Here is a 24335-nt window from a genome sequence, read left to right on the forward strand (position 1 = left end):
TTTGCTCGTAATTTTTTTTTCTGTGTAAATGTTTAAAACTGGATTTAAAGTCAGTTTTATTGAAAATTATATCAATACTTAAACCTTTCTTATTTTTTTATACATTTTACTTCCTAACAGAGCAATTGTGGCTTTAACCAAAATTGAAAATCGTTTTGGTCTATTTACATAAGCAATTAAAAAAGTTCTCACAGCTTTAGTTCGATAACCGTTAATAGCATATAATTCGGCTAATCTTTCATTAACTTCACTCCAACGCAGAGAAGGCTTCTTTAACTCATTGCGATAACGATCCATAAAAACAACCATATATTCTAATTTATCACCATGTTGTTTACTTATATTGTTTGGATGGATATAATATTTCATTACTGCTTCATCAACGTAATCTATGGTGTAATGTTTGGCTAAACGATAATAAAAGTCAAAATCTTCTCTTGCTACCAGTGATTCATCAAACCCAACAACTTTAGAAACAGCTTCTATTTTACACATCACCATAGAGGGAGGACCGATATGATTAACTCCTAAAATATCTTTTAGATCACCTTTAAATTTTGGCTTTATGATTCTTTCAGAATTTGTGTCTACTTCAAATCGGATATAGCTTCCATAAACCAACCCTAAAGTAGATTCATTCTTTTGAAAACAACTCATTTGAAGTGCTGTTTTTTGGGGTAAAAACTCATCATCATCATCTAAAAAAGCTATATATTCGCCTTTGGCAACTTTGATGCCCGAATTTCTAGCAGCAGCTATTCCTTTATTTTTTTCGTGTTCAACATAACGAACTACATCTTTAGAAATATATTTTTCCAGACTTTTTTTTGTGTCTTTTCTAAATTCATTATTACCATCGTTATCATCTACAACAATAATTTCTATAGGGCTATAAGTCTGTTTTAATACAGATTCAATAGCTCTAATAAGGTAATCTGATCTTTTATATGTAGGAATAATTACGGAGACTAATGGATTACTCATTTTCAATCTGTATAAGGTGTGTATTATGAAAAATAACGTTTACTTTTTTTTCGGTTAACTTTTCTGCTCTTTCAAATTTGGTTAAAACTAATTCTTTATTAAAGCCATAAAATTTTATTTTATGGTAGTTGGCTTCTTTTCGTTTAGAGGGTGATAAAACAGAATACAATACTACTTTTATATTCTTTTTTAAATTCTTTAAGACAATTTGAATTGAAGAAGGAGAAGTTGATTTTACTGTTTTAATTTGTTCGAGCTTTTCTTCAACTACATTAACAAATGATTCAAAACTATCTGCTTTGAAATTATACATTAAATCTTTCACTTCTTCTGAAGCAAGATTGGGTTCATTCTGTATTTTATTTTCTTTAATGTCATTGATATAAGCTACCACTTGTTCTAAATTCACCGCTCTAATTCCCATTTGGTTAGGCAACCAGATATCAAATTCTTCATTTAATTCTACTTTAAAATTGATGACTGGTTTAGAAGCCAACGTTGCTTCTAAAGCGGTGGTGCAGCCATCATGAATAACTGCTTTTGAAGCCAAAATCCATGGAGCAACAGGACCATCATGCTTAACAAAAATGTTTGACACTCCATTGAAAACAATTTTATAATAATCATGATTTTCAGACGGATGCGGTCTATAAACAAAATTTAATTCAGGGAATTTAATTGCCAATTCGTGTGTAAGTTCTACCATAGAAACGAATTGCTTGGAATTGTAGGCATAATAATTTACCCTACCCATTCTACTTTTTAAATCATCGACTTTATATCCGCCTTTGTCTGAAAAAAGATAACTTTCACCTAATCCATGATTAGAAAGGTAATTACCGTTTATTAGAATAAAATCTTTGTATTCGGACTTAATTTTGTCTGTTTCAGGTTTAAAAAAACCTGACCATTTGGGTTTATATAAATCAAAACGAGGATGACCAGTGGTTAAAATAGAAAGATTATTGCTTCGCTCTTGATCTACTCTTTTTTGAAAATCGCCCCATTGTAATATCAAATCGTTTTGGTCAAAGTGATCTAATGAATATTGTTGTTTCATTATTCTGATCCAGTCTTGTTCTCTACCAGGAAAAACAGCCCCCTCCTCATGAATGTAAATTATATCAAAATTATTTTTTTTCAAAAGCTTATATTTTTCACCCTTTTCTAGCTCTGCCCTTTTAGAAAAAATGTTTTTTCCAATATAAACACCCCCTTGCAGTGTGGGCAGTAAACTCATTAGAAAATCATGCTGTCCTATGTAAATCTTATGATTGTTTTTGGCTAATAAAGTAGCGAGAATAATTTTAAAATCTAATTCTCTATTAATCGTTTCTATAGGCAGTAATATATTCATTTTCTTGACTTAATTGTTTTTTTTTTAAATTGGTTTTTGGAAACCTTTTACCGCTTGGCTTACTACATCTTCCAACATATTATTTTCTGTTAAAATATGTTCTACAAAATCACGAAAAGCTCCTTTTCCACCTTTTAATTTGGTTACATAATCAACTCTACTTTTTACATAAGGAGCTGCATTTTTGGGCGAAGCACTAAAGCCAACTTTTTCAAGTAAGTTTATATCGTTTATGTCATCTCCAATATAAGCACACTCGGAAAAGGAAATTTGTAGATCCTCTGTGAGCTGTTGAACTATGGCTACTTTATCTTTTACACCTTGAAACAGATAGTCGATTTTTAACTTTTCTGCTCTTCGTTTTACAATTTGAGTGTCTTCTCCGGTTATAATGACCACGGGGATTTTGAGAATTTTTGCATACAAAACACCGGCACTGTCATAGGTGTTGAATTTTTTCAACTCATTTCCGCTTTGGTCATAATACATCCCGCCATCTGTCCAAACGCCATCTATATCAGTAATGATTAATTTTGGTAACTTCATTTATTTTTTAATAATTTTTCCCGGAACTCCGGCTATTACTGCGTAATCTGGTAAATCCATAAAACAAACACAATTGGCTGCAATAATTGAATGGTTTCCGCACACAATACCTCCAATTACTTTTGCTCCTGCATAAACAGTTACATGATCCTTTAGAATTGGTCTTTCTCCTTCTTTATCACCAAAGGTTACATTTTGATGTATCAAAGCATTTTTTCCTATTTGTACTCGGGCACCAATAACAGTTCCTAAACCATGATTTATTTTTAATCCTTTTCCTATTTCGGCTGAATAATAAATCTCAAATCCCGAGAGAAGCCTACCTAAATTACTATAATGAGTAGCAACAAATTCGTCTCCCTTTTTAAAATATTGATTAGCGATACGATATAACAAAATACCAACGAGTTCAAGTTTTAAAAAAACATTTTCTAAGAGTATTTGGTTACTTTCATAATATCGCTGATAATCATATTTAAAAATTTCTAAACTATTTTTATATACTTCTGTATCGTCAAAATCAATTTTTAAATCGGAAATGAAGTAACTCTTTTTGAATAATTTTTCAATAACTTCACCCGTATTATTTTCATTCAAATGCATATTATTCTATAAAATCAGGATAAAATAATTCGTTTTGTGGGATATCTTTGTTTACTTTTTTTCCAATTATATCATTTTTCTGACTCCATTTATACCCATCGCCCGGGCTTAGTAAATGTAGGTGTTCTTCTTTGATTACATCGCCTTTTTTCAGATTTACATTGGTTGCTATTGAACGCTCTAATTTATTTTTTGCAGACATAACACCTTCTTCAATATATATATCTTCAACTCCCAATGAACGTTCTGTTACTCGAATATCTCTTAACATTCTATAAACCCCATCCGGACCTAATGAACCTGCCTGGTCTGTTCCTTTCATATTACGATCTATTGTAATATGTTTTTCAATAATCATTGCACCCATTCCAACAGCAACAACGGGAGCTGAAATTCCAATTGTATGGTCTGAAAATCCAATGACATATTGTCCGTAATTCTTCTTTAAATAGGTAATTGTATTGAGATTCACATTATCGGGATGTGTGGGATATTGTGAAACGCAATGCAAAATTCCAATATTATTATGATAGGAAGAAATGGCATTTAACGCATCATCTAATTCTTTTTTTCCGGCCATTCCTGTAGATAAAATTATTGGAATTTTTGTTTCTGCCATAGCCGATAATAGTGGTAAATTGGTTAAATCTCTACTAGCTACTTTTAAGTAATCCGGAGTAAACAATTTTAACAAAGACAAACATCCTTTGGAACACAAGGTCTCTACAAACTCTAAACCTCTTGACTTGGCATACTTATATACTTCAAAATGTTCTTCATCATTAAGTTCAAGAAATTCACGATGTTCACCATACGTTTTTCCAAAAGAATGAGGGGAATCATAAATTCTATTCATTTGCGAATCGGTCAATTCTTCCTTTAAATCTCTCTTAGTCAACTTCACCGCATTCATGGGTTGCATAGTAAGTCCAAACTCTTTTTCAATGATTGGTCTTGAAACTAACTCTACAATTAATTTTGCTATATCTACAGAACCATTGTGATTTTGGCCTATTTCTCCAATAACATAGACGCCATTTTTATTTATACCATTCATAATAATCTATTTTTTTTAATTTTAAAATTTACTTGTTTTTTTAAAATTCAACTCATTAAATATCAATTCAAACTATGCAAGCGAGCAAAAGTATTGATATTTTATGGTTATCCAAAATTTAAAAAAATTGTTAATAATAATATAATGAATATCAAAAGGCTTAATTATTCAAAACTTATTTTATATTACTATTTATTTCTTTAATCATACAATCTAAGAAATGGTGTTTTTTATCTAAGAAAGCTACAATTGTTTTAATGTTGGGAATTTGTTTGTATTCGCTTTTTAATTCTGAATAAAGATTTTTTAAATTTTCAAAATCTTCTAAAGTATCTAAAGTCATTCTAATATCAGTTCGACCCTCCACACTTTCATCAACCAACAACCAATGAATTTTAAAATCATTCGGATTTTCGTAAATGAAATTAGTTACATGTTCGTGATAAAGGTTTAAATCAGTTGATTGGTATACTTTTTTTAAAGCCTCAAGAGTAACGAACTCTGTCCAAAATCCAAAATGTGTTTTTATACTAGGAAGCTGATTAACTCTAAAACCTACATAATCAAAAATATGATTGGATTGTTTACAAAACTCAATTAGCTCTAGTAAGGAGTTTATGTCTAGAAAAGGATTATCGGCACAAACTCTAATAATTCGTTGAGCACTAAATTTTTCTGCTGCATCAATAAACCGTTTTAAAACATCTTCTTCATCACCTCTAAAAACGAGAATATTTTTTTGTTTTGCCAACAAGGCTAATTTGTCATCTGCAGGATTTGTTGTGGTTGCCAAAACAATTGAAATTTCGGATTTCAAATGGAGAATTTTATCTATTAAAATTTCCAAAACACCTTTTTGTTCCTCAAATGGCAAAAGCATTTTTTTGGGTAATCTGGTGGATCCCATTCGTGCTTGAATAATTATAGTTATAGGAGATAAATTGTTCATTTATAGTAGTTTTTTCTTTAAATTGAAGTAGCCAAAACGTTGATTAACAATATAGATAAAAATTAAATACGGGATTGAAAACACAATCGGTTTAATCAAATAAAAGCTGTTTTTGAATAACATGGATAAACCATAATTTAAAATAAACCCAAAAAAGAAAAACATAATTAACATCTTTAAAACTAAAATGGTTTCTTTTTTAAAATCAAAAACAATTTCTCTTGAACAAAAATATAAATAAACAAATCCCATAATAAAGTTCAAGATAACTATTGTCCATAAAACAAAGATGAAATTAGTAAACATTGAAAGTATAACAATCAAAATAACTGAAGTGATTTTCCAAATTAATTCTATTTTTAAAAGAAAATTTGCTTTACCCTTTACTTTAAAAACATTAACCACTTTGCTAACCAAAGGATAAAATATACTACCAACAGCTGCAATTTTCAAAAAGTCTGTCATTTCTATCCAATTTTCCCCCAACAAAAATTGTACTATTTCTTTAGCATTAAAATAGAAAACACAATTTATAATTAGCATAATAAAAGTCAACCTTCGAATGTTGAGAAGAAAAATTTTCCTAAGCAATCGGTTATGTTGTTGTACTTTTACCATTGTAGGATATAATCCTCTGGCAAAGGTATTATTGATAATTTCAATTGGAACGCCCTGTAAACTTTTTGATTTTGTATAAAACCCAAGTTCTTTTACATTGAAGAAAAAAGCATAAATCAAGTTTAAAGATTGAACATACATTCGGTTGATAAAACTAACGGCAAATAATTTTAAACCAAAACCATAAAGTGTTTTTATAGAGGCTTTACTAATTATTAAACTAGGCTTATAACGAATATTGTAAATAAGCAATAAAGTATATAGTCCAACACTAACCAACTGTTGAATGATTAAAGACAAAATGCCATACCCATAATAGGCTAAACCAATACCAACAAAAAAGCTGATAATAGTGGCAGGAATTCTGGCTAATGTAATTTTTTTGAGATTTAATTCTTTGGTAGCTTTTACAATTTGAATTAAACCAAAGGCTTCAATAATTAAAGTTAATGATTGAAGGCGAATAAAAAAACTTAAATCTTTAAATTTATAGAAATCTTCTATAAAAGGAGAAGAAATAAATAGTAGTAAATATAGAAATACCGAGATACTAATATTTAACCAAAAAACGGTTGAAAAATCCTTTTCATCGGCATCTTTTTTTTGAATAATCGCTTCACGCAAACCACCATCAATAAAAAGAGTAGTCATTAAGTAAAACACATTCACGATAGCTAACACTCCAAAATCACTAGGCAGAAGTAATCGAGCTAGAATAATGCTGAGTACAAACCCAACTATTTTCAAACTGATACTTTCGATGAAAGACCATTTTACATTTTTTCGAGTAGCATTATTTAGATTCAAAATAAAATTTGAGTTTTTTGATTGTTATCCAAGGAGAGTTTAGATTATAAACAGGTCTTAACTAATAATGATTTTGCGGCTAATATTTCTTTGCTTTGAATGTTTACAGTACTAAATCAAAAATTAAAAATATTTAAAATTATTTTTGATAATAATCTTTATACCACTTTACAAATTCTGCCACACCGAAATCAATATCAGAATGCGGTTTATAATTAAAATCGCGGGCTAATTCTTGTGTGTCGGCCCATGTTTTGTCAACATCGCCTGGTTGCATAGGGAGCATTTCTTTTGTTGCGGTGATTCCGGTAGCTCTCTCTAATGACTCAATAAAATCGAGCAATTTCACAGGTTTACTGTTTCCAATGTTATACAGTTTATACTTTGTTTGAATGGAATCTTTATTAAAAGCGTCCACAATACTTAACATTCCTCCTGCAATATCGTCAACATAGGTGAAATCTCTAGAGAGATTTCCTTGATTGAATACTTGAATGGGTTTATTGTTCAAAATTGCATCGGTAAACAAAAACATAGCCATGTCCGGTCGTCCCCAAGAGCCATAAACTGTAAAAAAACGCAAACCTATGGTTTTAATATCAAATAAGTGGCTATAAGTATGAGCCATTAATTCATTTGCTTTTTTTGTTGCGGCATACAAACTTATGGGATGATCTACATTATCTTGTACAGAAAATGGTATTTTTTCATTTAATCCATAAACACTGGAGCTACTGGCATAAATTAATTTTTTTACACCATAATTTCTGCAACCTTCTAAAATAGATAAAAATCCGGTAACATTACTGTCAACATATTTAAACGGTTTTTCTAAACTGTAGCGAACACCGGCTTGTGCGGCCAAATTGCAAACTAAATCAAATTGTTGGCTTTTAAATAATGTATCAACTTCAGATTTATCTTCTAAATTTAATTGAATGAATTTAAAATTTTTATGTTTTTTACTTTCAGTTACTTTATCCCACTCAACTTGATCTTTTTGAATACCCAATTCGTTGAGTCTTCCGTATTTCAGGTTCACATCATAATAGTCATTAATGTTATCCAATCCAACTATTTCATATCCTTCTGCGATTAATTTTTCGCATAAATGATACCCTATAAATCCGGCTGCACCTGTGACTAATATTTTCATTTAATGGCTTTTAATTATGAATATTGCTTATCGTAATAGTTTTGATATTCTCCTGACGTTACGTTTTTCAACCATTCTTCGTTGCTCAAATACCAATCAATGGTTTTTGCTAATCCTTCTTCAAAAGTAACAGAAGGTTTCCAGCCCAATTCTTTATTTATTTTGGATGCATCAATAGCATAGCGTAAATCGTGTCCCGGTCTGTCTTTTACATAAGAAATCAATTGCAAAGAAGTTGCGGTAGAGCGACCTAACTTTTCATCCATTTTTTGACAAAGTAATTTGACTAAATCGATGTTTTGCCATTCATTAAAACCACCAATATTATACGTTTCATGATTTTTACCTTCATGAAAAACCAAATCAATTGCAATAGCATGATCAATTACATACAACCAATCTCTGGTATATTTTCCATCGCCATATACAGGCAAAGGCTTGTTGTTGATGATGTTATGAATGAATAACGGAATAAGTTTTTCAGGAAAATGATTTGGTCCGTAATTATTAGAACAATTTGTAATAACATAAGGTAAACCATACGTTTCTCCGTAAGCACGAACAAAATGATCTGAACTTGCTTTGGAAGCCGAGTAAGGAGAATTTGGATCATAAGGCGTAGTTTCTGTAAACAAACCGGTTGCTCCTAATGAACCATAAACTTCATCGGTAGAGATGTGATAAAATCGCTTCCCTTGCATGTTGTCTTTCCAAATTGTTTTGGCTGCATTCAGCAGATTCATCGTACCAAAAACATTTGTTTTCACAAACGAAAGCGGATCTGTGATTGAACGATCTACGTGTGACTCTGCAGCCAAATGTAAAACTCCATCAAATTGATGCTTTTGAAAAAGTTCGTTTATAAAATCACTGTCTGTAATATCTCCTTTTACGAAAGTATAATTTGGATAATGTTCTATATCGGCAATATTTTCTAAATTTCCGGCATAAGTTAGTGCATCTAAATTATAGATTTCATAATCCGGATAGTTTGTTACAAAACGTCTTACTACGTGCGAACCAATAAAACCGGCACCTCCGGTAATTAGAATTTTTTTCATAAATTATAATTTTGCATCAACATTTTCTTTCAATACTCCTTTTACATCATAAATCACAGCATTTTCAGATTTAAAAAGTTGTAAATCGATGTTTAAAAATTCTTTGTGTGCAACACCTAACACAATAGCATCAAATTTAGCTTCGGGCATAGCTGTAGTGGTTAACAAATTATATTCGTGCTTTACTTCTGCGGGGTTTGCCCAAGGATCATAAACGGTAATTTCGATTCCGTAATCGCTTAAAGCTTTTATCAAATCAACAATTTTAGTATTACGAACATCAGGACAATTCTCTTTAAAAGTAATTCCTAACATCAATAATTTTGCCTTATTTATCGTAATATTCTTTTTAATCATGAGCTTTATAATTTGAGAAGCTACATAATCGCCCATGCTATCATTCATTCGCCTTCCAGCTAAAATAATCTCAGGATGGTATCCTGCTTCTTGGGCTTTTTGAGCCAAATAATAGGGGTCAACCCCAATACAATGTCCGCCCACTAACCCTGGCTTAAAAGGAAGAAAGTTCCATTTAGTTCCGGCTGCTTCCAAAACTGCTTGTGTATCAATATTGAGTATATTAAAAATCTTGGCTAATTCATTTACAAAAGCAATATTAATATCACGTTGCGAATTTTCGATTACTTTAGCTGCTTCGGCTACTTTGATAGTTGGAGCTAAATGAGTTCCGGCAGAGATGATTGATTTGTATAATTCATTTACCTTAATACCTATTTCCGGAGTAGAACCAGCAGTTACCTTCAAAATTTTATCTACGGTATGCTCTTTATCACCTGGATTTATTCTTTCGGGTGAATAGCCGGCATAAAAATCGACATTGTATTTTAATCCGCTTATTTTTTCTAAAACAGGAACACATTCATCTTCTGTAACACCGGGATAAACAGTGGATTCATAAACAACAATATCACCTTTTTTCAACACTTTACCTACTGTTTCGCTCGACTTGTACAAGGGAGTTAAATCAGGTCTATTGTTTTTGTCAACAGGAGTTGGTACTGTTACAATGTAATAATTACATTCGGCAATATCGTTAATGTCTGTTGAACAGTACAAACCAATTTCTTTTAATGGCTGTTTGGTTAGGACAGTTTTTAACAAATCTTCTTCTACTTCTAATGTGTTATCTTTAGCAGAATTTAGTTCATCTACTCTTTTTTGGTTAATATCAAAACCTACCACCGGAAATTTGGTAGCGAATAATCTTGCCAATGGCAAACCTACATAGCCCAATCCTATAACTCCAATTTTAATTTCCATTTTTAAATTCTGATTATGATCCAATTGCTTGGTATTTGAATCCTATTTTGGTTAACATTTCTTTGTTTAATAAATTTCGTCCGTCAAAAACAAAAGCTGGTTTGTTCATTTGAGTATAAATTTTTTCCCAATCATATGTTTTAAACTCATCCCATTCTGTTAAAACAGCTATCGCATGTGCTCCTTTGCAAGCTTGATAAGGATCTTCAAATGAGGTAATTCCTTTTTCATTTTCTTCTTTTGAACGCGAGTTTAAATAGTTTAAATCTGACATCACTTGCTCATTGTTTACTTTTGGATCATATACTGCCAGTTTTGCTTGTTCAAATAGCAAATCATTTGCCACATAGATTGCAGCTGATTCTCTTGTATCATTCGTGTCTTTTTTGAAAGCCCACCCCAAGAAAGCTATTTTTTTATCGGCTACGGTATTATAAAGAGTAGCTACAATTTTCTTAGCAAATCTTGATTTTTGATGATCGTTCATGATGATTACTTGTTCCCAATAATCAGCCACTTCATTTAATCCGTATGATTTGGCAATGTAAACTAAATTTAAAATATCTTTTTGGAAACACGAACCTCCAAAACCTACTGATGATTTTAGGAATTTTGGCCCTATACGGCTATCCATTCCGATTGCTCTTGAAACTTCATTTACATCTGCTCCTGTTTTTTCGCATAATTCTGAGATGGCATTAATGGAAGAAACGCGTTGTGCCAAGAAAGCATTTGCAACTAGTTTAGATAATTCTGATGACCAAACATTTGTAGTTAAGATTCGTTCTTTAGGAACCCAATTGGAATAAATTTCAACTAGGGCTTGTATGGCAGTATCTCCTTCCGGTGTAGACTCTCCTCCTATCAAAACTCTGTCTGGTTCAAACAAATCTTCAACGGCTGTTCCTTCTGCTAAAAATTCCGGGTTTGAAAGTATTTGATATTTTACACCATTGCCTGTGTTTTGTAAAATGCTTTTGATTGCTTCTGCTGTTCTTACCGGAAGTGTAGATTTCTCTACTACAATTTTATCGGTTTTTGCAACTCTTGCAATTTGTCTGGCACATAGTTCTATATATTTTAAATCGGCCGCTAATCCTTTTCCTGAACCATAGGTTTTGGTTGGTGTATTCACGGAAATAAAAATCATTTCTGCTTCTTCAATGGCTTTATCAACTTCGGTAGAAAAAAACAAATTTCTTCCTCTAGCTTCTTTAACAACTTCACTTAAACCAGGTTCATAAATAGGAATATTGTCAACGTTAGGGTCATTCCATTTTGCTATTCGCTCTTCGTTTAAATCTACAACTGTAACTTGAATATGAGGACATTTTTGTGCAATTACTGCCATGGTTGGGCCTCCAACATACCCTGCTCCGATACAACATATTTTTGTAATTTTCATGCTTATAATATTATTTATGTTTTTTTACTTTAAATTATTCCAATACCAATCTACTGCTTCTTTTAAACCTTGATCAAAAGAAAATTTTGGTTGATAGTCTAATAATCGCTTTGCTTTTTCAACGCTTGCTAATGAATGAGGTATATCGCCTACTCTTTTAGGACCATAGATTATCGGTACGTCTGCAATGGCTTTATCATAACTTGATAAATATCCTTTCAACAAATTTACCATTTGATTCAAAGTGGTTCTATCGCCGTAGGCTGTGTTAAAAACAGTGTTAACCGACTCTTTATTAGTAGTCATAATGGCCAATTCATTCATTTGAACCACGTTGTCAATATACGTAAAATCTCTGGAATAAAGTCCATCTCCATTAATAACTGGACTTTCATGCTTCATTAATTGCAAGACAAATTTTGGAATTACAGCGGCATAAGCACCATTTGGGTCTTGTCTTCTACCAAAAACGTTAAAATAACGTAATCCGATCGTTTCCATTCCATATGTTCTACCAAATATTTCAGCATACAGCTCGTTTACATATTTGGTAATGGCATAGGGAGATAATGGCTTGCCAATTATTTCTTCAACTTTTGGCAAAGACTCCGAATCTCCGTATGTTGATGAACTGGCGGCATATATAAATCTCTTCACACCTGCATCTCTTGATGCAACTAACATGTTTAAAAAACCTGAAACGTTAACATCATTGGAAGTTATTGGATCTTTGATTGAACGGGGTACTGAACCAAGTGCAGCTTGATGCAACACATAATCAACATTTTTCACGGCTTGTTGACAAGTCTCCAAATTGCGAATATCTCCTTCAAACAATGTAAAATTAGAGTTTTTAAAAAATGGTTCAATGTTAGAACGATGGCCTGTAGCAAAATTATCAAGGCAAACAACGTTATGACCTTTGGTTAAAAAATGTTCACATAAATTAGAGCCAATAAAGCCTGCTCCGCCTGTAATTAAAATAGTAAACTTGTCTTGAGAACTTGTCATTATCGTTTGAATTTTTTTTGTATTTTTTCTTTTAAACTTGTGGGTTTTTCTTCTTCTCCGTATCCATTTGAATAATTACCATATACGTAACCATAGCCATAGCCATAACCATATCCTTGACCATAACCCGTTCCATATTTTGCTCTATTTTCAAATCCATTAAAAACGATACTAACATTTTTTAATTCCTCTCGTTGAATTCTATTGTTTAAGAGGTTAATCATCTCCTTTTTGGTATAATTTTGACGAACAATGTACAAAGTCAAATCTGCATAAACAGCTAATTCAATTGCGTCGGCAACCAAGCCAACAGGAGGTGTGTCTAATATAATATAATCATAACGCTCTTTTAGATCGCTAATAAACTTGTCCATTGTTTCTCCAATCAACAACTCTGAAGGATTTGGGGGAATTGGTCCTGAAGTAATTACATCTAGAAAAGGAATATGTGTATTTTGAATCACTTCATCTAATGATTTTTGACCGATTAAATGGTTAACAACTCCAATGTCATTTTTAATTTTAAAGTCATCAAAAATTTTAGGCTTTCTTAAATCTAAACCAACAATTATTGTTTTTTTCTCACTTAAAGCAAAAACAGTTGCAATATTAATCGAACAAAAAGTCTTCCCTTCACCACTAATTGAAGAAGTGAGCATTAATGTTTTTGCTCCCTCAATTTTATTTTTTTTATACATAAATTGAAGTGAAGAACGAATAGCTCTAAATGATTCTGAAAGAGATGATTTTTGTTTTTCAAATACTGCCAAATTTGACTTGGTATGCTTAATTCCGATGATTCCTATAATTGGAATAGTTGTTAATTTACTGATATCTTCGGCATTCAAAATTGTATTTTCTAAAAAGAAAATAATGAAAACAGCTAGCAAGGGTATAAATAACCCTAAGAAAAAGGCTAGTACATAATTCACTTTTGTATTTGGTCCGATTTGTCCATCACCAATATCCTTTGCAGGGTCTATAAAGTGAACATCAGCTAAATTGGCAGCCTTTACAATGTTTGCTTCGTTTCTTTTACTTAGGAAGTTTGTAAAGATGGCATTATTTAAATCATATTTTCTAGTAATCTTTAAAATTTCTTGTTCATCTTCGGGCAATTTGCTTATTTCCGATTCTGCCTGATTTAATTTTGAATTAATTACAGACAAGTCATATTCTGCAGAAGTTTTTGCAGTACTGATATTTTCTAATAAAACACTTTTTAATGCATCTATTTGAACATCAAAATCTTTAAACAATTTTGGATTTTTAACCAAGTATGGTTTTTGAGCTCTTTCTGTTGATAAAGTAATAATTTTAGAAACATTTTGAGCTATGTTCGGATCATCAATTCCTGCTACAGACGGAGCTGGTAATTTTGAAAAATCTACACTACTTACAAGATAGTTTTTTAATGAATTGTAGTAGGCTATTTTTCTAACTATACCGTCTTTTTCAACTTCAAAGTTTAAAATCTTGTTAGAAATTTGACTGCCACCCGTATTAATTTGATAATAATTTTTATTCTTACTAAAGGTTTTTAATTCGCTTTCATTTTCTTTTAACTTACTCTCCATTGCCATTAAAGTACTGTCTATAAAGGCAATTGTGTTTGTAGCAAATTGATTTTTCTTTTCAAGTTGAACTTTTATAATGGTTTTTACTGTTTCATTTAAATAGGTTACTAATCTATTTTTATTTGTTCCTTGTAAGCTTAAGTTTATTAATGATGAAGCGTCTTTATCTATTCCTGTTTTTATGTTTCTATATTTTGAAACGGTTGCATCAAATGTATTAAACTTTATAAAAAACTCTTGACCAATATAATTTCCAAAATACTCTACTTTTTCTAATTGAAAATTTAAAAAAGGTAAGTTTGTAGCTTGATCAATTTTAAACCTCTTTGTAAAAACTCCTGTATTTACTCCCTTTTTTGATAATGAATTAGTATCATAAATGAATGTTTCTGAATAGTCTTCTTCAAAATTCACCGACAAATCATATTCATTTTCCGAAACAAATTTTATACTAATTAATGACTTTAGTAATTGAGGTTTAGATTTATCTAGAACAACTTTAAAAGGAACTAAACCATACATGTCCTTTAAATAGTATTTATCTTCTTTTAAGTAATCAATAAAGAAATCCAACTTGCTAACAACCAATTCATTATGCGATCTAGACTTTAGCGTTGATGATAAACTTTGAACTTGGTCTGATGATCCTCCCCAATTGAATACTAAACTAGTGTTGGTAGTAAAAAAAGGATTTCTTTCCTCCTTTACTGCAATTGTTGTCTGTAATTCATAAATTTTCTCTTTTCTTATATTTACATTATAAGCAATTACAAAGGCAACTATCCAACTCACAAGAAACCATTTCCAATACCCGGCTGTTTTTATAATAAAACCTTTTAAATCAAATTTTATTTGATTTTCAAAAAGTGTAAAATCTTTAGATTCAAGCATAAACTTAAAATTATAATCGAGATGATAAAATTATAATTGACGTAACAAGTGATAAAGCAGAAATGATAGTAGACAACGATTGAATACCGGTTGTTCCCGTTCCCCAAGATTTTTGTTTTAAAGGGTTTATTAAAATAAAATCATTCGGTTGTATATAATAATAAGGCGATTCTAAAGCCTTTTTATCAAGCAAATTTATAGTATGCATTTCAACACCATGTGGATATTGACGAACAATAACTACGTTTTTTCGATCACCGGTCATCGTTATATCACCCGAATTAGAGATGGCATCCATGATAGTTGCTCGGTCATTATAAATTATATTTGTACCCGGACTTCTAACTTCACCGTTTATGGTATAGCGAATTCCGGCTAATTTTACTGTTACAAATAAACTCGCTTCTGCATTAAAATATTCTTCTAATAATCGTTTCTCAATATTTATCCTTACTTCTTCTGTAGTGTTACCTAAAACTTTTACTTCACCTAAAATAGGAATACGGATGTTACCATGATCATCGACATTAAAACCTTCAAAAAACAAAATTTGTTCATTTACAATATTTCTGTTTCCTTCAGAAACTCTGAACATTTCAGTTAGTTCTGCATCTATTGTTTTAATATTAATTACCAGAACATCATTACTCTGAATTCTATAAGGTTTTTTAACAATTTCGCTCATGATTAAAGTATCATTGCTGTTTTTGTTATCCTGCAGATATTTCAATTCTTTGTTAGGCACGCATGATGCAGTGAAAATGACAAGTAAAAGTAAGAGAAATATATGGTTTTTATTCATTTTAAAATTTTTAGCCAACAAATATAGTTTTTCCATTAGAATATAAAAATAAGTTGCCCCATAATTAATTGCTTTTCATGGTGTTCTCAAATGGAATTCGATTTAAAATACTTCTTCCTAACGTAATTTCATCTGCATACTCTAATTCATCACCCACCGAAATTCCTCTCGCAATGGTAGAAGTCTTGATTTCATACTGTTGAACTTGTCTGTAAATGTAGAAGTTTGTCGTATCACCTTCCATTGTAGAACTTAACGCAAAGATAACTTCAGCCACTTTTCCTGAACTCACTTTTTCAACCAAAGTTGATATGTTCAATTGGCTTGGCCCTACTCCATCAATCGGAGAAATCTTTCCTCCCAAAACATGATAAACACCTTTAAATTGACCTGTGTTTTCAATCGCCATTACATCCCGAATATCTTCTACGACACAAATAATTTGGTGATTTCGTTTCTCGTTGGCACAAATCTCACAGAGTTCAACATCGGAAATATTATGGCAACTTTTGCAATACTTCACATCATTTCGCATCATTTGTAACGATTCTGTCAAAAATTGAGTTTGCTCTTTGGGTTGTTTCAATAAATGCAATACTAAACGAAGTGCTGTACGCTTACCTATTCCGGGTAATTGTGCCATTTCGTTCACTGCTTTTTCCAATAATTTTGAAGAAAATTCCATTGCAACAAAAATACATTTTTCAATCGTATTGCTTTAACAATTCAGCCGAAAGTTTTTAAATAACGTAGGATTGCTATAAAAATTCATTTAAAGCCACAAATTACACGAATTTACACTAATTAATTCGTGTAAATTCGTGCAATTCGTGGCTAAAATAAACATAAAAAAATCCCGATTTTCATCGGGATTCAAATTAATTATATTTTAAAACGTTTTCTATCGTTTTCTGTCAAATAAATTTTTCTTAAACGAATAGATTTTGGTGTAACCTCAACATATTCATCTTTTTGAATGTATTCTAACGCCTCTTCTAATGAGAAAATAATCGGTGGAATAATTCTTGCTTTATCATCATTTCCTGATGAACGAACGTTAGATAGTTTTTTCTCTTTGGTTACGTTTATACTCATATCATCACCACGAGAATTTTCTCCAATTACCTGACCTTCGTAAATTTCGGTATTTGGTTCAACAAAAAACTTACCACGATCTTGCAATTTATCAATTGAGTAAGGAATCGCTTTTCCTTTTTCCATAGAAATTAACGAACCTTTGTTACGTCCGGCAATTTCTCCTTTGTATGGTTCATAGCCAATGAAACGGTGAGCCATAATGGCTTCTCCTGCTGTAGCGGTTAACAATTGGTTACGCAATCCAATAATTCCACGTGATGGAATATTGAATTTTACAATCATACGTTCACCTTTGGTCTCCATAGAAAGCATTTCACCTTTACGCAAAGTAACAAACTCAACCGCTCTACCTGAAAGACTTTCCGGTAAATCGATGGTTAATTCTTCAATCGGCTCACATTTTTGACCATCAATTTCTTTGATGATAACTTGTGGTTGACCAATTTGCAACTCATACCCTTCTCTTCTCATGGTTTCAATGAGAACAGATAAGTGAAGTACGCCACGACCAAAAACCATAAATTTATCAGCTGAATCAGTTTCACCTAACTTCATCGCTAAGTTTTTCTCTAATTCTTTTGTTAAACGATCTCTAATATGACGAGAAGTTACAAACTTACCTTCTTTTCCAAAGAAAGGAGAGTCATTAATTGTAAACAACATACTCATGGTAGGCTCATCGATTGCGATAGTTTGCAACGCTTCCGGATTTTCAAAATCGGCAATAGTATCACCAATTTCAAATCCTTCAATTCCGATGATGGCACAAATATCTCCGGCAATAACTTCGGTTACTTTTTTACGTCCAAGACCTTCAAAAGTGTGTATTTCTTTAATTCTGGATTTAATTACTTTTCCATCTCTTTTTACTAAAGATATTGGCATTCCTTCTTTTAAAACACCTCTTTCTAAACGACCAATCGCAATACGACCGGTAAATGAAGAGAAATCTAAAGAAGTAATTAGCATTTGTGGTGTTCCTTCTGATACTTTAGGAGCTGGAACGTGCTCAATTACCATATCCAACAACGGCTCGATGTTTTCCGTTTGATTTCTGAAATCATCACTCATCCAGTTGTTTTTAGCAGAACCATAAACGGTTGGAAAATCCAACTGCTCTTCGGTCGCTCCTAATTCGAACATTAAGTCGAATACTTTTTCGTGCACTTCTTCCGGAGTACAGTTTTCTTTATCTACTTTATTGATAACCACACACGGCTTTAGACCTAAATCGATTGCTTTTTGCAATACAAAACGCGTTTGTGGCATTGGTCCTTCAAAAGCATCTACTAACAAGCAAACACCGTCTGCCATATTCAATACACGCTCTACTTCACCACCAAAATCGGCGTGACCAGGAGTGTCTATAATGTTGATTTTTGTACCTTTATATACTACAGAAACATTTTTAGAAGTGATGGTGATTCCACGTTCACGTTCTAAATCGTTGTTGTCTAAGATTAAATCACCGGTGTTTTCGTTTTCACGAAAAAGCTGACAGTGATACATAATTTTGTCAACCAAAGTAGTTTTACCGTGGTCAACGTGGGCAATAATTGCAATGTTTCTAATTGATTCCATCTGTTATTTTTTCAGGGTGCAAAGGTACACATTATTTCAACATAAAAAATTTTTAGTTAAAACATTGAGAGATTTAACGTTAGGGTAACGGAGGGTTGTCTGTTGTCTGTTGTCTGTTGTTGGTTGATTCATCGACACATTGGCTCATTGACACATTGCTTAATGGAACACGGATGGAACGGATTTACGCAGATTTCTTTGGTTCGCTGAGCGAAAAGGGATGGAAACAGATTCATAACCACTAAATTAGCAGTCAATTCAACGCCCTGTCTCCCCTCTTCTTTGGAGATGGGTTGGGGTGAGGATTATAGAGATTCTTCCTTCTTCAGAATGACAAGTTTGTGGGAAGCAACCATTCTAAGAACCAAAACACTTCTCCCGAAAAAAACAAAAAAAGCCCCTATTCAGAGGCTTTATTATTTAAGCAAGATCTTCAACCTTTACAATTTCTAATTTCAAATCTCCTTTTCGAGCTGGCCATTCAATGATGTCTCCTTCTTTGTGTCCAACAATGGCTATTCCTTCATCGGATAGAATTGAAATTTTGTTCTTACTTTGCTTGGCTCTGGTTGGTCCGACAAACGTTACGGTTTTGTCTTGGTTTGTTTGATGGTCTTTGTAGGTAACGAGTTTATTAACGGTAACGACATCTTTAGGCAAATCTCTTCTTAAAACTTGTGAAGCGGTTTTCAATTCTCTTAAAAGTATTTCTTCTTCTTGAAGTGTTACTCTTTTTCTTCGTACGTGATCTTTAATTAAATCGTAAATTCCTGTTGTTAAAATTATTCTTTGTGACATAATAGACTATAATGCTCAATTACATAAAGTCAGAGTAAAAGACTCCCATTAAATCGTGCGACATAAAATTATATCGTCATGATTTAATGCTATCCTGATTGCTATATGAAAATTGAAAATTTAAAAAATATAATTACTTTGCATAGAGGTGTCCCTGTATGGAGTCCTTACAGGGCAGAAGTAATAAATTCTTTGGAACTTTGTAGAAACGCGTCATCATGCAAATAGAATAACGAACCAACTAGTCGTATCAATCTGTTATTAGATAAATAAAAGTTTGAAATGGTCATTATTTATTTGTTTTTGTAGGTTGCAAAGATAGGGATTATTAATGGATTAACAAATTTGCAGTGGTATATGGGCTTATACTATAGTTATTTTATGACGTGTCATCTGTATAATTATTTCAGTACACTACAGCAGATTATAGAGATTGCTTTGCCAGTTCGCTATCGCTCGTGCCCTCATTCTTCGGAATGACAAAATTGCGGAAACCCGACAACACACAACCAACAACAGACAACCAACAACAAACAACCGACAAATTTCCCTCCTCCCCTTGCCAATCAACAATTATATTTTATATTTGTCATCCAAACTTTTTTCATGGAACAATTTGTTGTATCAGCCCGAAAATACAGACCCCAGACGTTTATTGACGTGGTGGGTCAGCAGGCTATTACGAACACATTGCTTAATGCCATCGAAAACAATCATTTAGCTCAGGCTTTGCTTTTTACCGGACCTCGTGGGGTGGGAAAAACAACTTGTGCGAGAATTTTGGCACGAAAGATTAACCAACCCGGTTATGATGATCCGAATGAGGATTTTGCGTTTAATGTGTTTGAATTGGATGCGGCTTCCAACAATTCGGTGGATGATATTCGGAATTTGATTGACCAAGTTCGCATACCGCCACAAACCGGACAATATAAGGTGTATATTATTGACGAGGTGCACATGCTTTCGTCTGCGGCTTTCAATGCATTTTTGAAAACGTTGGAAGAACCACCAAAACACGCCATATTTATTTTGGCTACGACCGAAAAGCACAAAATTATTCCGACCATCTTGTCGCGTTGTCAGATTTTTGATTTTAAACGGATTACGGTGAAAGATGCCAAAGAGCATTTGGCGTATGTTGCCGAAAGTCAAGGTATTCAATTTGAAGACGATGCGTTGCACATTATTGCTCAAAAAGCAGATGGTGCGATGCGTGATGCGTTATCGATTTTTGACAGAGTGGTTTCCTATTGCGGAAATAATTTGACTCGTCAGGCGGTTACAGAAAATTTAAATGTGTTGGATTATGAATCCTATATTAATGTAACCGATTTAATTCTGGAAAATAAATTACCGGAATTATTGATGGCATTTAACGATATTTTGGCTCGTGGTTTTGATGCTCATCATTTTATTCAAGGCTTGGCTTCGCACTTTAGGGATTTATTGGTTTGTAAAAATCCTGCGACTTTAGTTTTATTGGAAGCCGGTGAACAAGCTCAGAAGTTGTATGGCATTCAGGCTCAAAAATGCAGTCAGGAGTTTTTGTTGAAAGCAATTGAATTGGCAAATGATACCGATTTGAAGTTCAAAGTCAGTCAGAACCAACGTTTACTCATTGAACTTTGTTTGATGCAATTGGGCTCTATCACTTTTGATGGAGAAAAAAAAAAGTTAACGGCTATATAATTCCACCCTTTCATTTTCTTGGAAAATTAGGCTCTATTGAAGTATCGACTGCTTCTGTGGAAGTGGTTCCGAATGTGCCGAAAGAAACTCCGAAAGTGGAAACTCCTTCTTCCAACGAACCTGTTGTGGAAGAAACTATAAAACCCAAAATTGATATTCCAATTATTTCTAATGGCGAACCAAAGGTTTCTGCTTTTTCGTTGGCGAGTATTAAACAGAAAAAAGAGTTAGCGGAAGCTCAAAAATTGGTTACTAAAGAAGCAATTCAATACCCAACCGAGCCTTTTAACGAAACGGATATGTTGTTGCAATGGAACAAATTTGCGTTGAAATTAGAGGAAAAAGGGCAAATGATTATGCATTCGCTGATGTTAATCAACGACCCAAAATTAAACGGATATAAAATCACACACGAACTACCCAACGAAGGAACGCGATTGGAATTTGAACGAACTAAGAACGAGGTTTTAGGATATTTGCGTGGAATGCTTCATAACCACGACATTGAAATTGAGTTGGTTGTGAATGAAAAGATGGAGAACAAACGGGCTTTTACTCCGCAGGATAAATTTAATCGGTTGAATGAAATTAATCCGAATTTGGAGTTATTGAGGAAGACGTTTGATTTGGATGTTTAGTTAATGTGGCGATTTGTCAATGTGGCAATTAGAGTGAACTAAATACACTTTTAATGGAACACGGATCAGACGGATTGAACAGATTGGCACGGATTTTTTTTGATTTGCTTTGCAAAAGCGGATTTGAACGGATTTATGAGTGGTAGATTGGTGGTTTTAATTAATTAGATTTCTTGATTGTGTCATTTCGATTTCTATGATAAAACCAAATTTTTTTGATAAGGAATTTGGTTTTTAATTACTGCAAAAACCCTATGTATTATTTTGTTTCTAACTGCATTTCTAACGCTCATTTTATTTTTACCTTCTTCTACTTTTCGAAGATAATAATTTCTTAAGTCATTATCATTCCTAATAGCACTCATCGCTCCTAGATGCAAGACACTTTTAACTGTTTTATCAGCAAGCCTTGACACTCCGGATCTTCGCTTTATTGATGTGCCTGACTGAAAATCAAAAGGAACAACTCCGCTATAACAGGCCATTTTCCTTGGATCTGTTATAGTTGTAAACCCTTCCGTTTTTGCCAAAATAATCCACGAGAGCACTTTACCTACACCAGGAACAGACTTCATCAATTGATAATTATTTTTTAAATCTGATTCACTAGAGATAACTTCTTCTATACTTTTTTCTATGTTTTTAATTTGAATATCAATACTCTTAACAAGTTGCAAATTTAATTTCAGCAATTCCTTGTCCATATTAATTCCTTTCATCAGTTTGTAGTCATCCTGCTGGCTCGTCAATTGTTTTCTCATTTTTATTCTTGCTGCTCTTTCTGTAAGCAGTACTTTAATTTTTCTGATTGTCAAGGATGAAGGTTTCCATTGTGTAATTTCTTGATGGTTCTTCTCGATAAAATTACAAATTCGAAGTGCATCAACCTTGTCATTTTTTCCTCTTGTAAGGCCCATACTCTTCTTTAAGTGTAAGGGTGATATGATATAAACTTTAAAGTTGTGAGATTCCAAGACCTGCAACAAATTCCAATTATATTTACCCGTATTTTCCATAGCTACAATAGGATAGCTAGTAGAATAAATTTTAAAAAAACGCTTAATACTCTGTACTTTGTTTTCAATAGTAAAATAGGAAACTTTTTCATCTTTGATACAAATGTCTAAAGTCTTCTTACTGATGTCAATGCCAATAATAATGTTTTTCATAACTTTGCTTTTAACGTTAAACAAGTGATTTGAGAAATTCATCATAAGCTCAACTCCTTAATAATGGGTCTGGTTCCCTAATTTCTATTTGAGTCTTTGATGAAAAGGGAAGCTAAAGTCTTAATCGAAATATGAGTAATTAACTCTGACGCAGGAATAGTGTACTTTTGCTTCCTTTCTCAATCATAAATTTATTGATTTTTTCTAAAAACAAATCTAAAGGACGATAGGAGAAATCACATAATATGCTCACGATATGTGATTTCTCCTATCGTCGAAATGACACAGTATATTTTTCAATTCTATAAGGAAGTATGATGAGAAATCTTAAACTTTAAAAATTCTATTTTAATTAAATCCTCCCATAATACATCGCCTTCACAATTCCGTCTGAAAGTCCGATTTTGGGAACGTAAAGATGCCGGGCTCCACTCCACTTCATTGCGTTTAAGTAGATTTTTGTGGCGGGAATGATTACGTCGGCACGATCGGGGTTTAAGGCTAATTCAGAGATGCGTTGGTCGTAGGTCATTTTGTTCAACATCGCATATTGAGCATTCAGACTTAAATAGGTTAGCGGTTTGTCTTGTTGTTTTCCGGTCATTTTGAAAAGCTTGTTGATGTTTCCACCTGATCCAATCATCGTGACATCTTCAAAAGGAGCGGTATTGAGGCGGATCCATTTTTCAATTTCCACCCAAACAATTTCGTTGACCATATTATTCAACATACGAACGGTTCCGTTTTTGAATGATTTGGAAGCAATGATTTTTCCGTTGGAAAATAAGGAGAATTCGGTGCTACCACCACCCACATCAACATATAAATAAGTTTTATCGGTAGCGATGTATTCTTTTAAATCGGAAGAAGCGATAATGGCTGCTTCTTTTTTCCCATCAATAATATCAATTTGAATATCGGCTTCTTTCAGAATAATTTCAACCACATCACTATTATTGTCGGCTTCACGCATGGCTGACGTTGCACAGGCTTTGTAACGTTCCACTTTGTGCACTTTCATTAATAGTTTGAAGGCTTTCATCGCATCAATCATTCGTTCGATATTTTCATCGGATATTTCGCCAACCGTAAAAACATCTTGTCCCAAACGAATGGGCACACGAACCAACGAACTTTTGTTAAACTGCGTATCTTTTCCGTCTTGCTCTACGATATTAGACACCAATAATCGCATGGCATTGGAACCAATATCGATTGCAGCGTATCTTTTTATGTTAATCATTACTTATTTAA

The 24335-nt window shown here is 32.7% G+C and carries 21 protein-coding genes; 2 read left to right on the top strand and 19 right to left on the bottom strand.

Features of this window, described 5'->3' with window-relative positions; genetic code table 11:
- Positions 1-78 precede the first annotated feature (78 nt).
- The 17 genes from M0M57_RS00260 to M0M57_RS00340 form a co-directional block, all read right to left on the bottom strand.
- A complete protein-coding gene (locus M0M57_RS00260) occupies positions 79-984 on the bottom strand; it encodes a glycosyltransferase family 2 protein (RefSeq protein WP_248434298.1) in 906 nt (301 codons plus the stop codon).
- Positions 977-2341, bottom strand: coding sequence for a surface carbohydrate biosynthesis protein (locus tag M0M57_RS00265; RefSeq protein WP_248434300.1), 1365 nt, complete (start codon positions 2339-2341; stop codon positions 977-979). The genes M0M57_RS00260 and M0M57_RS00265 overlap by 8 nt, the downstream gene beginning before the upstream one ends.
- A gap of 24 nt (positions 2342-2365) precedes the next feature.
- The gene (locus tag M0M57_RS00270; protein ID WP_248434302.1) at positions 2366-2887 is read right to left on the bottom strand and encodes a KdsC family phosphatase; all 522 of its coding nucleotides are present in this window, start codon (positions 2885-2887) and stop codon (positions 2366-2368) included.
- Positions 2888-3490, bottom strand: coding sequence for a serine O-acetyltransferase (locus M0M57_RS00275; RefSeq protein ID WP_248434304.1), 603 nt, complete (start codon positions 3488-3490; stop codon positions 2888-2890). It abuts the gene before it with no gap.
- A gap of 1 nt (position 3491) precedes the next feature.
- A complete protein-coding gene (locus M0M57_RS00280; protein WP_248434306.1) occupies positions 3492-4547 on the bottom strand; it encodes an N-acetylneuraminate synthase family protein in 1056 nt (351 codons plus the stop codon).
- Positions 4548-4722: 175 nt separating this feature from the next.
- Positions 4723-5496, bottom strand: coding sequence for a glycosyltransferase family protein (locus tag M0M57_RS00285; RefSeq protein WP_248434308.1), 774 nt, complete (start codon positions 5494-5496; stop codon positions 4723-4725).
- The gene (locus tag M0M57_RS00290) at positions 5497-6921 is read right to left on the bottom strand and encodes a lipopolysaccharide biosynthesis protein (RefSeq protein ID WP_248434310.1); all 1425 of its coding nucleotides are present in this window, start codon (positions 6919-6921) and stop codon (positions 5497-5499) included.
- Positions 6922-7060: 139 nt separating this feature from the next.
- Complete coding sequence (locus M0M57_RS00295; protein ID WP_248434312.1) at positions 7061-8077, bottom strand: NAD-dependent epimerase; 1017 nt, start codon at positions 8075-8077, stop codon at positions 7061-7063.
- A 14-nt stretch (positions 8078-8091) separates the two neighbouring features.
- A complete protein-coding gene (gene rfbB, locus M0M57_RS00300; protein WP_248434314.1) occupies positions 8092-9138 on the bottom strand; it encodes a dTDP-glucose 4,6-dehydratase in 1047 nt (348 codons plus the stop codon).
- Between the two features lie 3 nt (positions 9139-9141).
- Positions 9142-10419, bottom strand: a complete 1278-nt coding sequence (locus M0M57_RS00305) for a nucleotide sugar dehydrogenase (protein ID WP_248434316.1) — start codon at positions 10417-10419, stop codon at positions 9142-9144.
- 13 nt (positions 10420-10432) lie between these two features.
- Entirely contained in the window at positions 10433-11824 is a 1392-nt protein-coding gene (locus tag M0M57_RS00310) for a UDP-glucose 6-dehydrogenase (protein WP_248434318.1), read from the bottom strand.
- A 24-nt stretch (positions 11825-11848) separates the two neighbouring features.
- Entirely contained in the window at positions 11849-12835 is a 987-nt protein-coding gene (locus M0M57_RS00315) for an SDR family oxidoreductase (RefSeq protein ID WP_248434320.1), read from the bottom strand.
- Positions 12835-15303, bottom strand: coding sequence for an exopolysaccharide transport family protein (locus M0M57_RS00320; protein ID WP_248434322.1), 2469 nt, complete (start codon positions 15301-15303; stop codon positions 12835-12837). The genes M0M57_RS00315 and M0M57_RS00320 overlap by 1 nt, the downstream gene beginning before the upstream one ends.
- A 10-nt stretch (positions 15304-15313) precedes the next feature.
- Entirely contained in the window at positions 15314-16105 is a 792-nt protein-coding gene (locus M0M57_RS00325) for a polysaccharide biosynthesis/export family protein (RefSeq protein WP_248434324.1), read from the bottom strand.
- Between the two features lie 64 nt (positions 16106-16169).
- Positions 16170-16790 carry a recombination mediator RecR gene (gene recR / locus M0M57_RS00330; protein WP_248434326.1) on the bottom strand — a complete coding sequence of 207 codons (621 nt, stop codon included), beginning with the start codon at positions 16788-16790 and terminating at the stop codon, positions 16170-16172.
- Between the two features lie 197 nt (positions 16791-16987).
- Complete coding sequence (typA, locus tag M0M57_RS00335) at positions 16988-18784, bottom strand: translational GTPase TypA (protein WP_248434328.1); 1797 nt, start codon at positions 18782-18784, stop codon at positions 16988-16990.
- A gap of 420 nt (positions 18785-19204) precedes the next feature.
- Positions 19205-19582: a GreA/GreB family elongation factor gene (locus tag M0M57_RS00340; RefSeq protein WP_248434330.1), complete on the bottom strand. Its 378-nt coding sequence runs from the start codon at positions 19580-19582 to the stop codon at positions 19205-19207.
- Positions 19583-20188: 606 nt separating this feature from the next.
- On the opposite strand from M0M57_RS00340, the gene dnaX reads away from it, so the two are divergent.
- Both dnaX and M0M57_RS00350 read left to right on the top strand, forming a co-directional pair.
- Positions 20189-21274, top strand: coding sequence for a DNA polymerase III subunit gamma/tau (gene dnaX / locus M0M57_RS00345; protein ID WP_248434332.1), 1086 nt, complete (start codon positions 20189-20191; stop codon positions 21272-21274).
- 56 nt (positions 21275-21330) lie between these two features.
- On the top strand, positions 21331-21912 hold the full coding sequence (locus M0M57_RS00350) for a DNA polymerase III subunit gamma/tau (RefSeq protein ID WP_248434334.1): 582 nt from the start codon (positions 21331-21333) through the stop codon (positions 21910-21912).
- A gap of 194 nt (positions 21913-22106) precedes the next feature.
- On the opposite strand, the gene M0M57_RS00355 is transcribed toward M0M57_RS00350, so the two are convergent.
- Both M0M57_RS00355 and M0M57_RS00360 read right to left on the bottom strand, forming a co-directional pair.
- Positions 22107-23081, bottom strand: coding sequence for an IS110 family RNA-guided transposase (locus M0M57_RS00355; protein ID WP_248434336.1), 975 nt, complete (start codon positions 23079-23081; stop codon positions 22107-22109).
- A 352-nt stretch (positions 23082-23433) separates the two neighbouring features.
- Positions 23434-24324: a Ppx/GppA phosphatase family protein gene (locus M0M57_RS00360; protein ID WP_248434338.1), complete on the bottom strand. Its 891-nt coding sequence runs from the start codon at positions 24322-24324 to the stop codon at positions 23434-23436.
- Between the last annotated feature and the right edge of the window lie 11 nt (positions 24325-24335).

The organism is Flavobacterium azooxidireducens, from assembly GCF_023195775.1.
GTDB classification, from domain to species: Bacteria; Bacteroidota; Bacteroidia; order Flavobacteriales; family Flavobacteriaceae; genus Flavobacterium; species Flavobacterium azooxidireducens.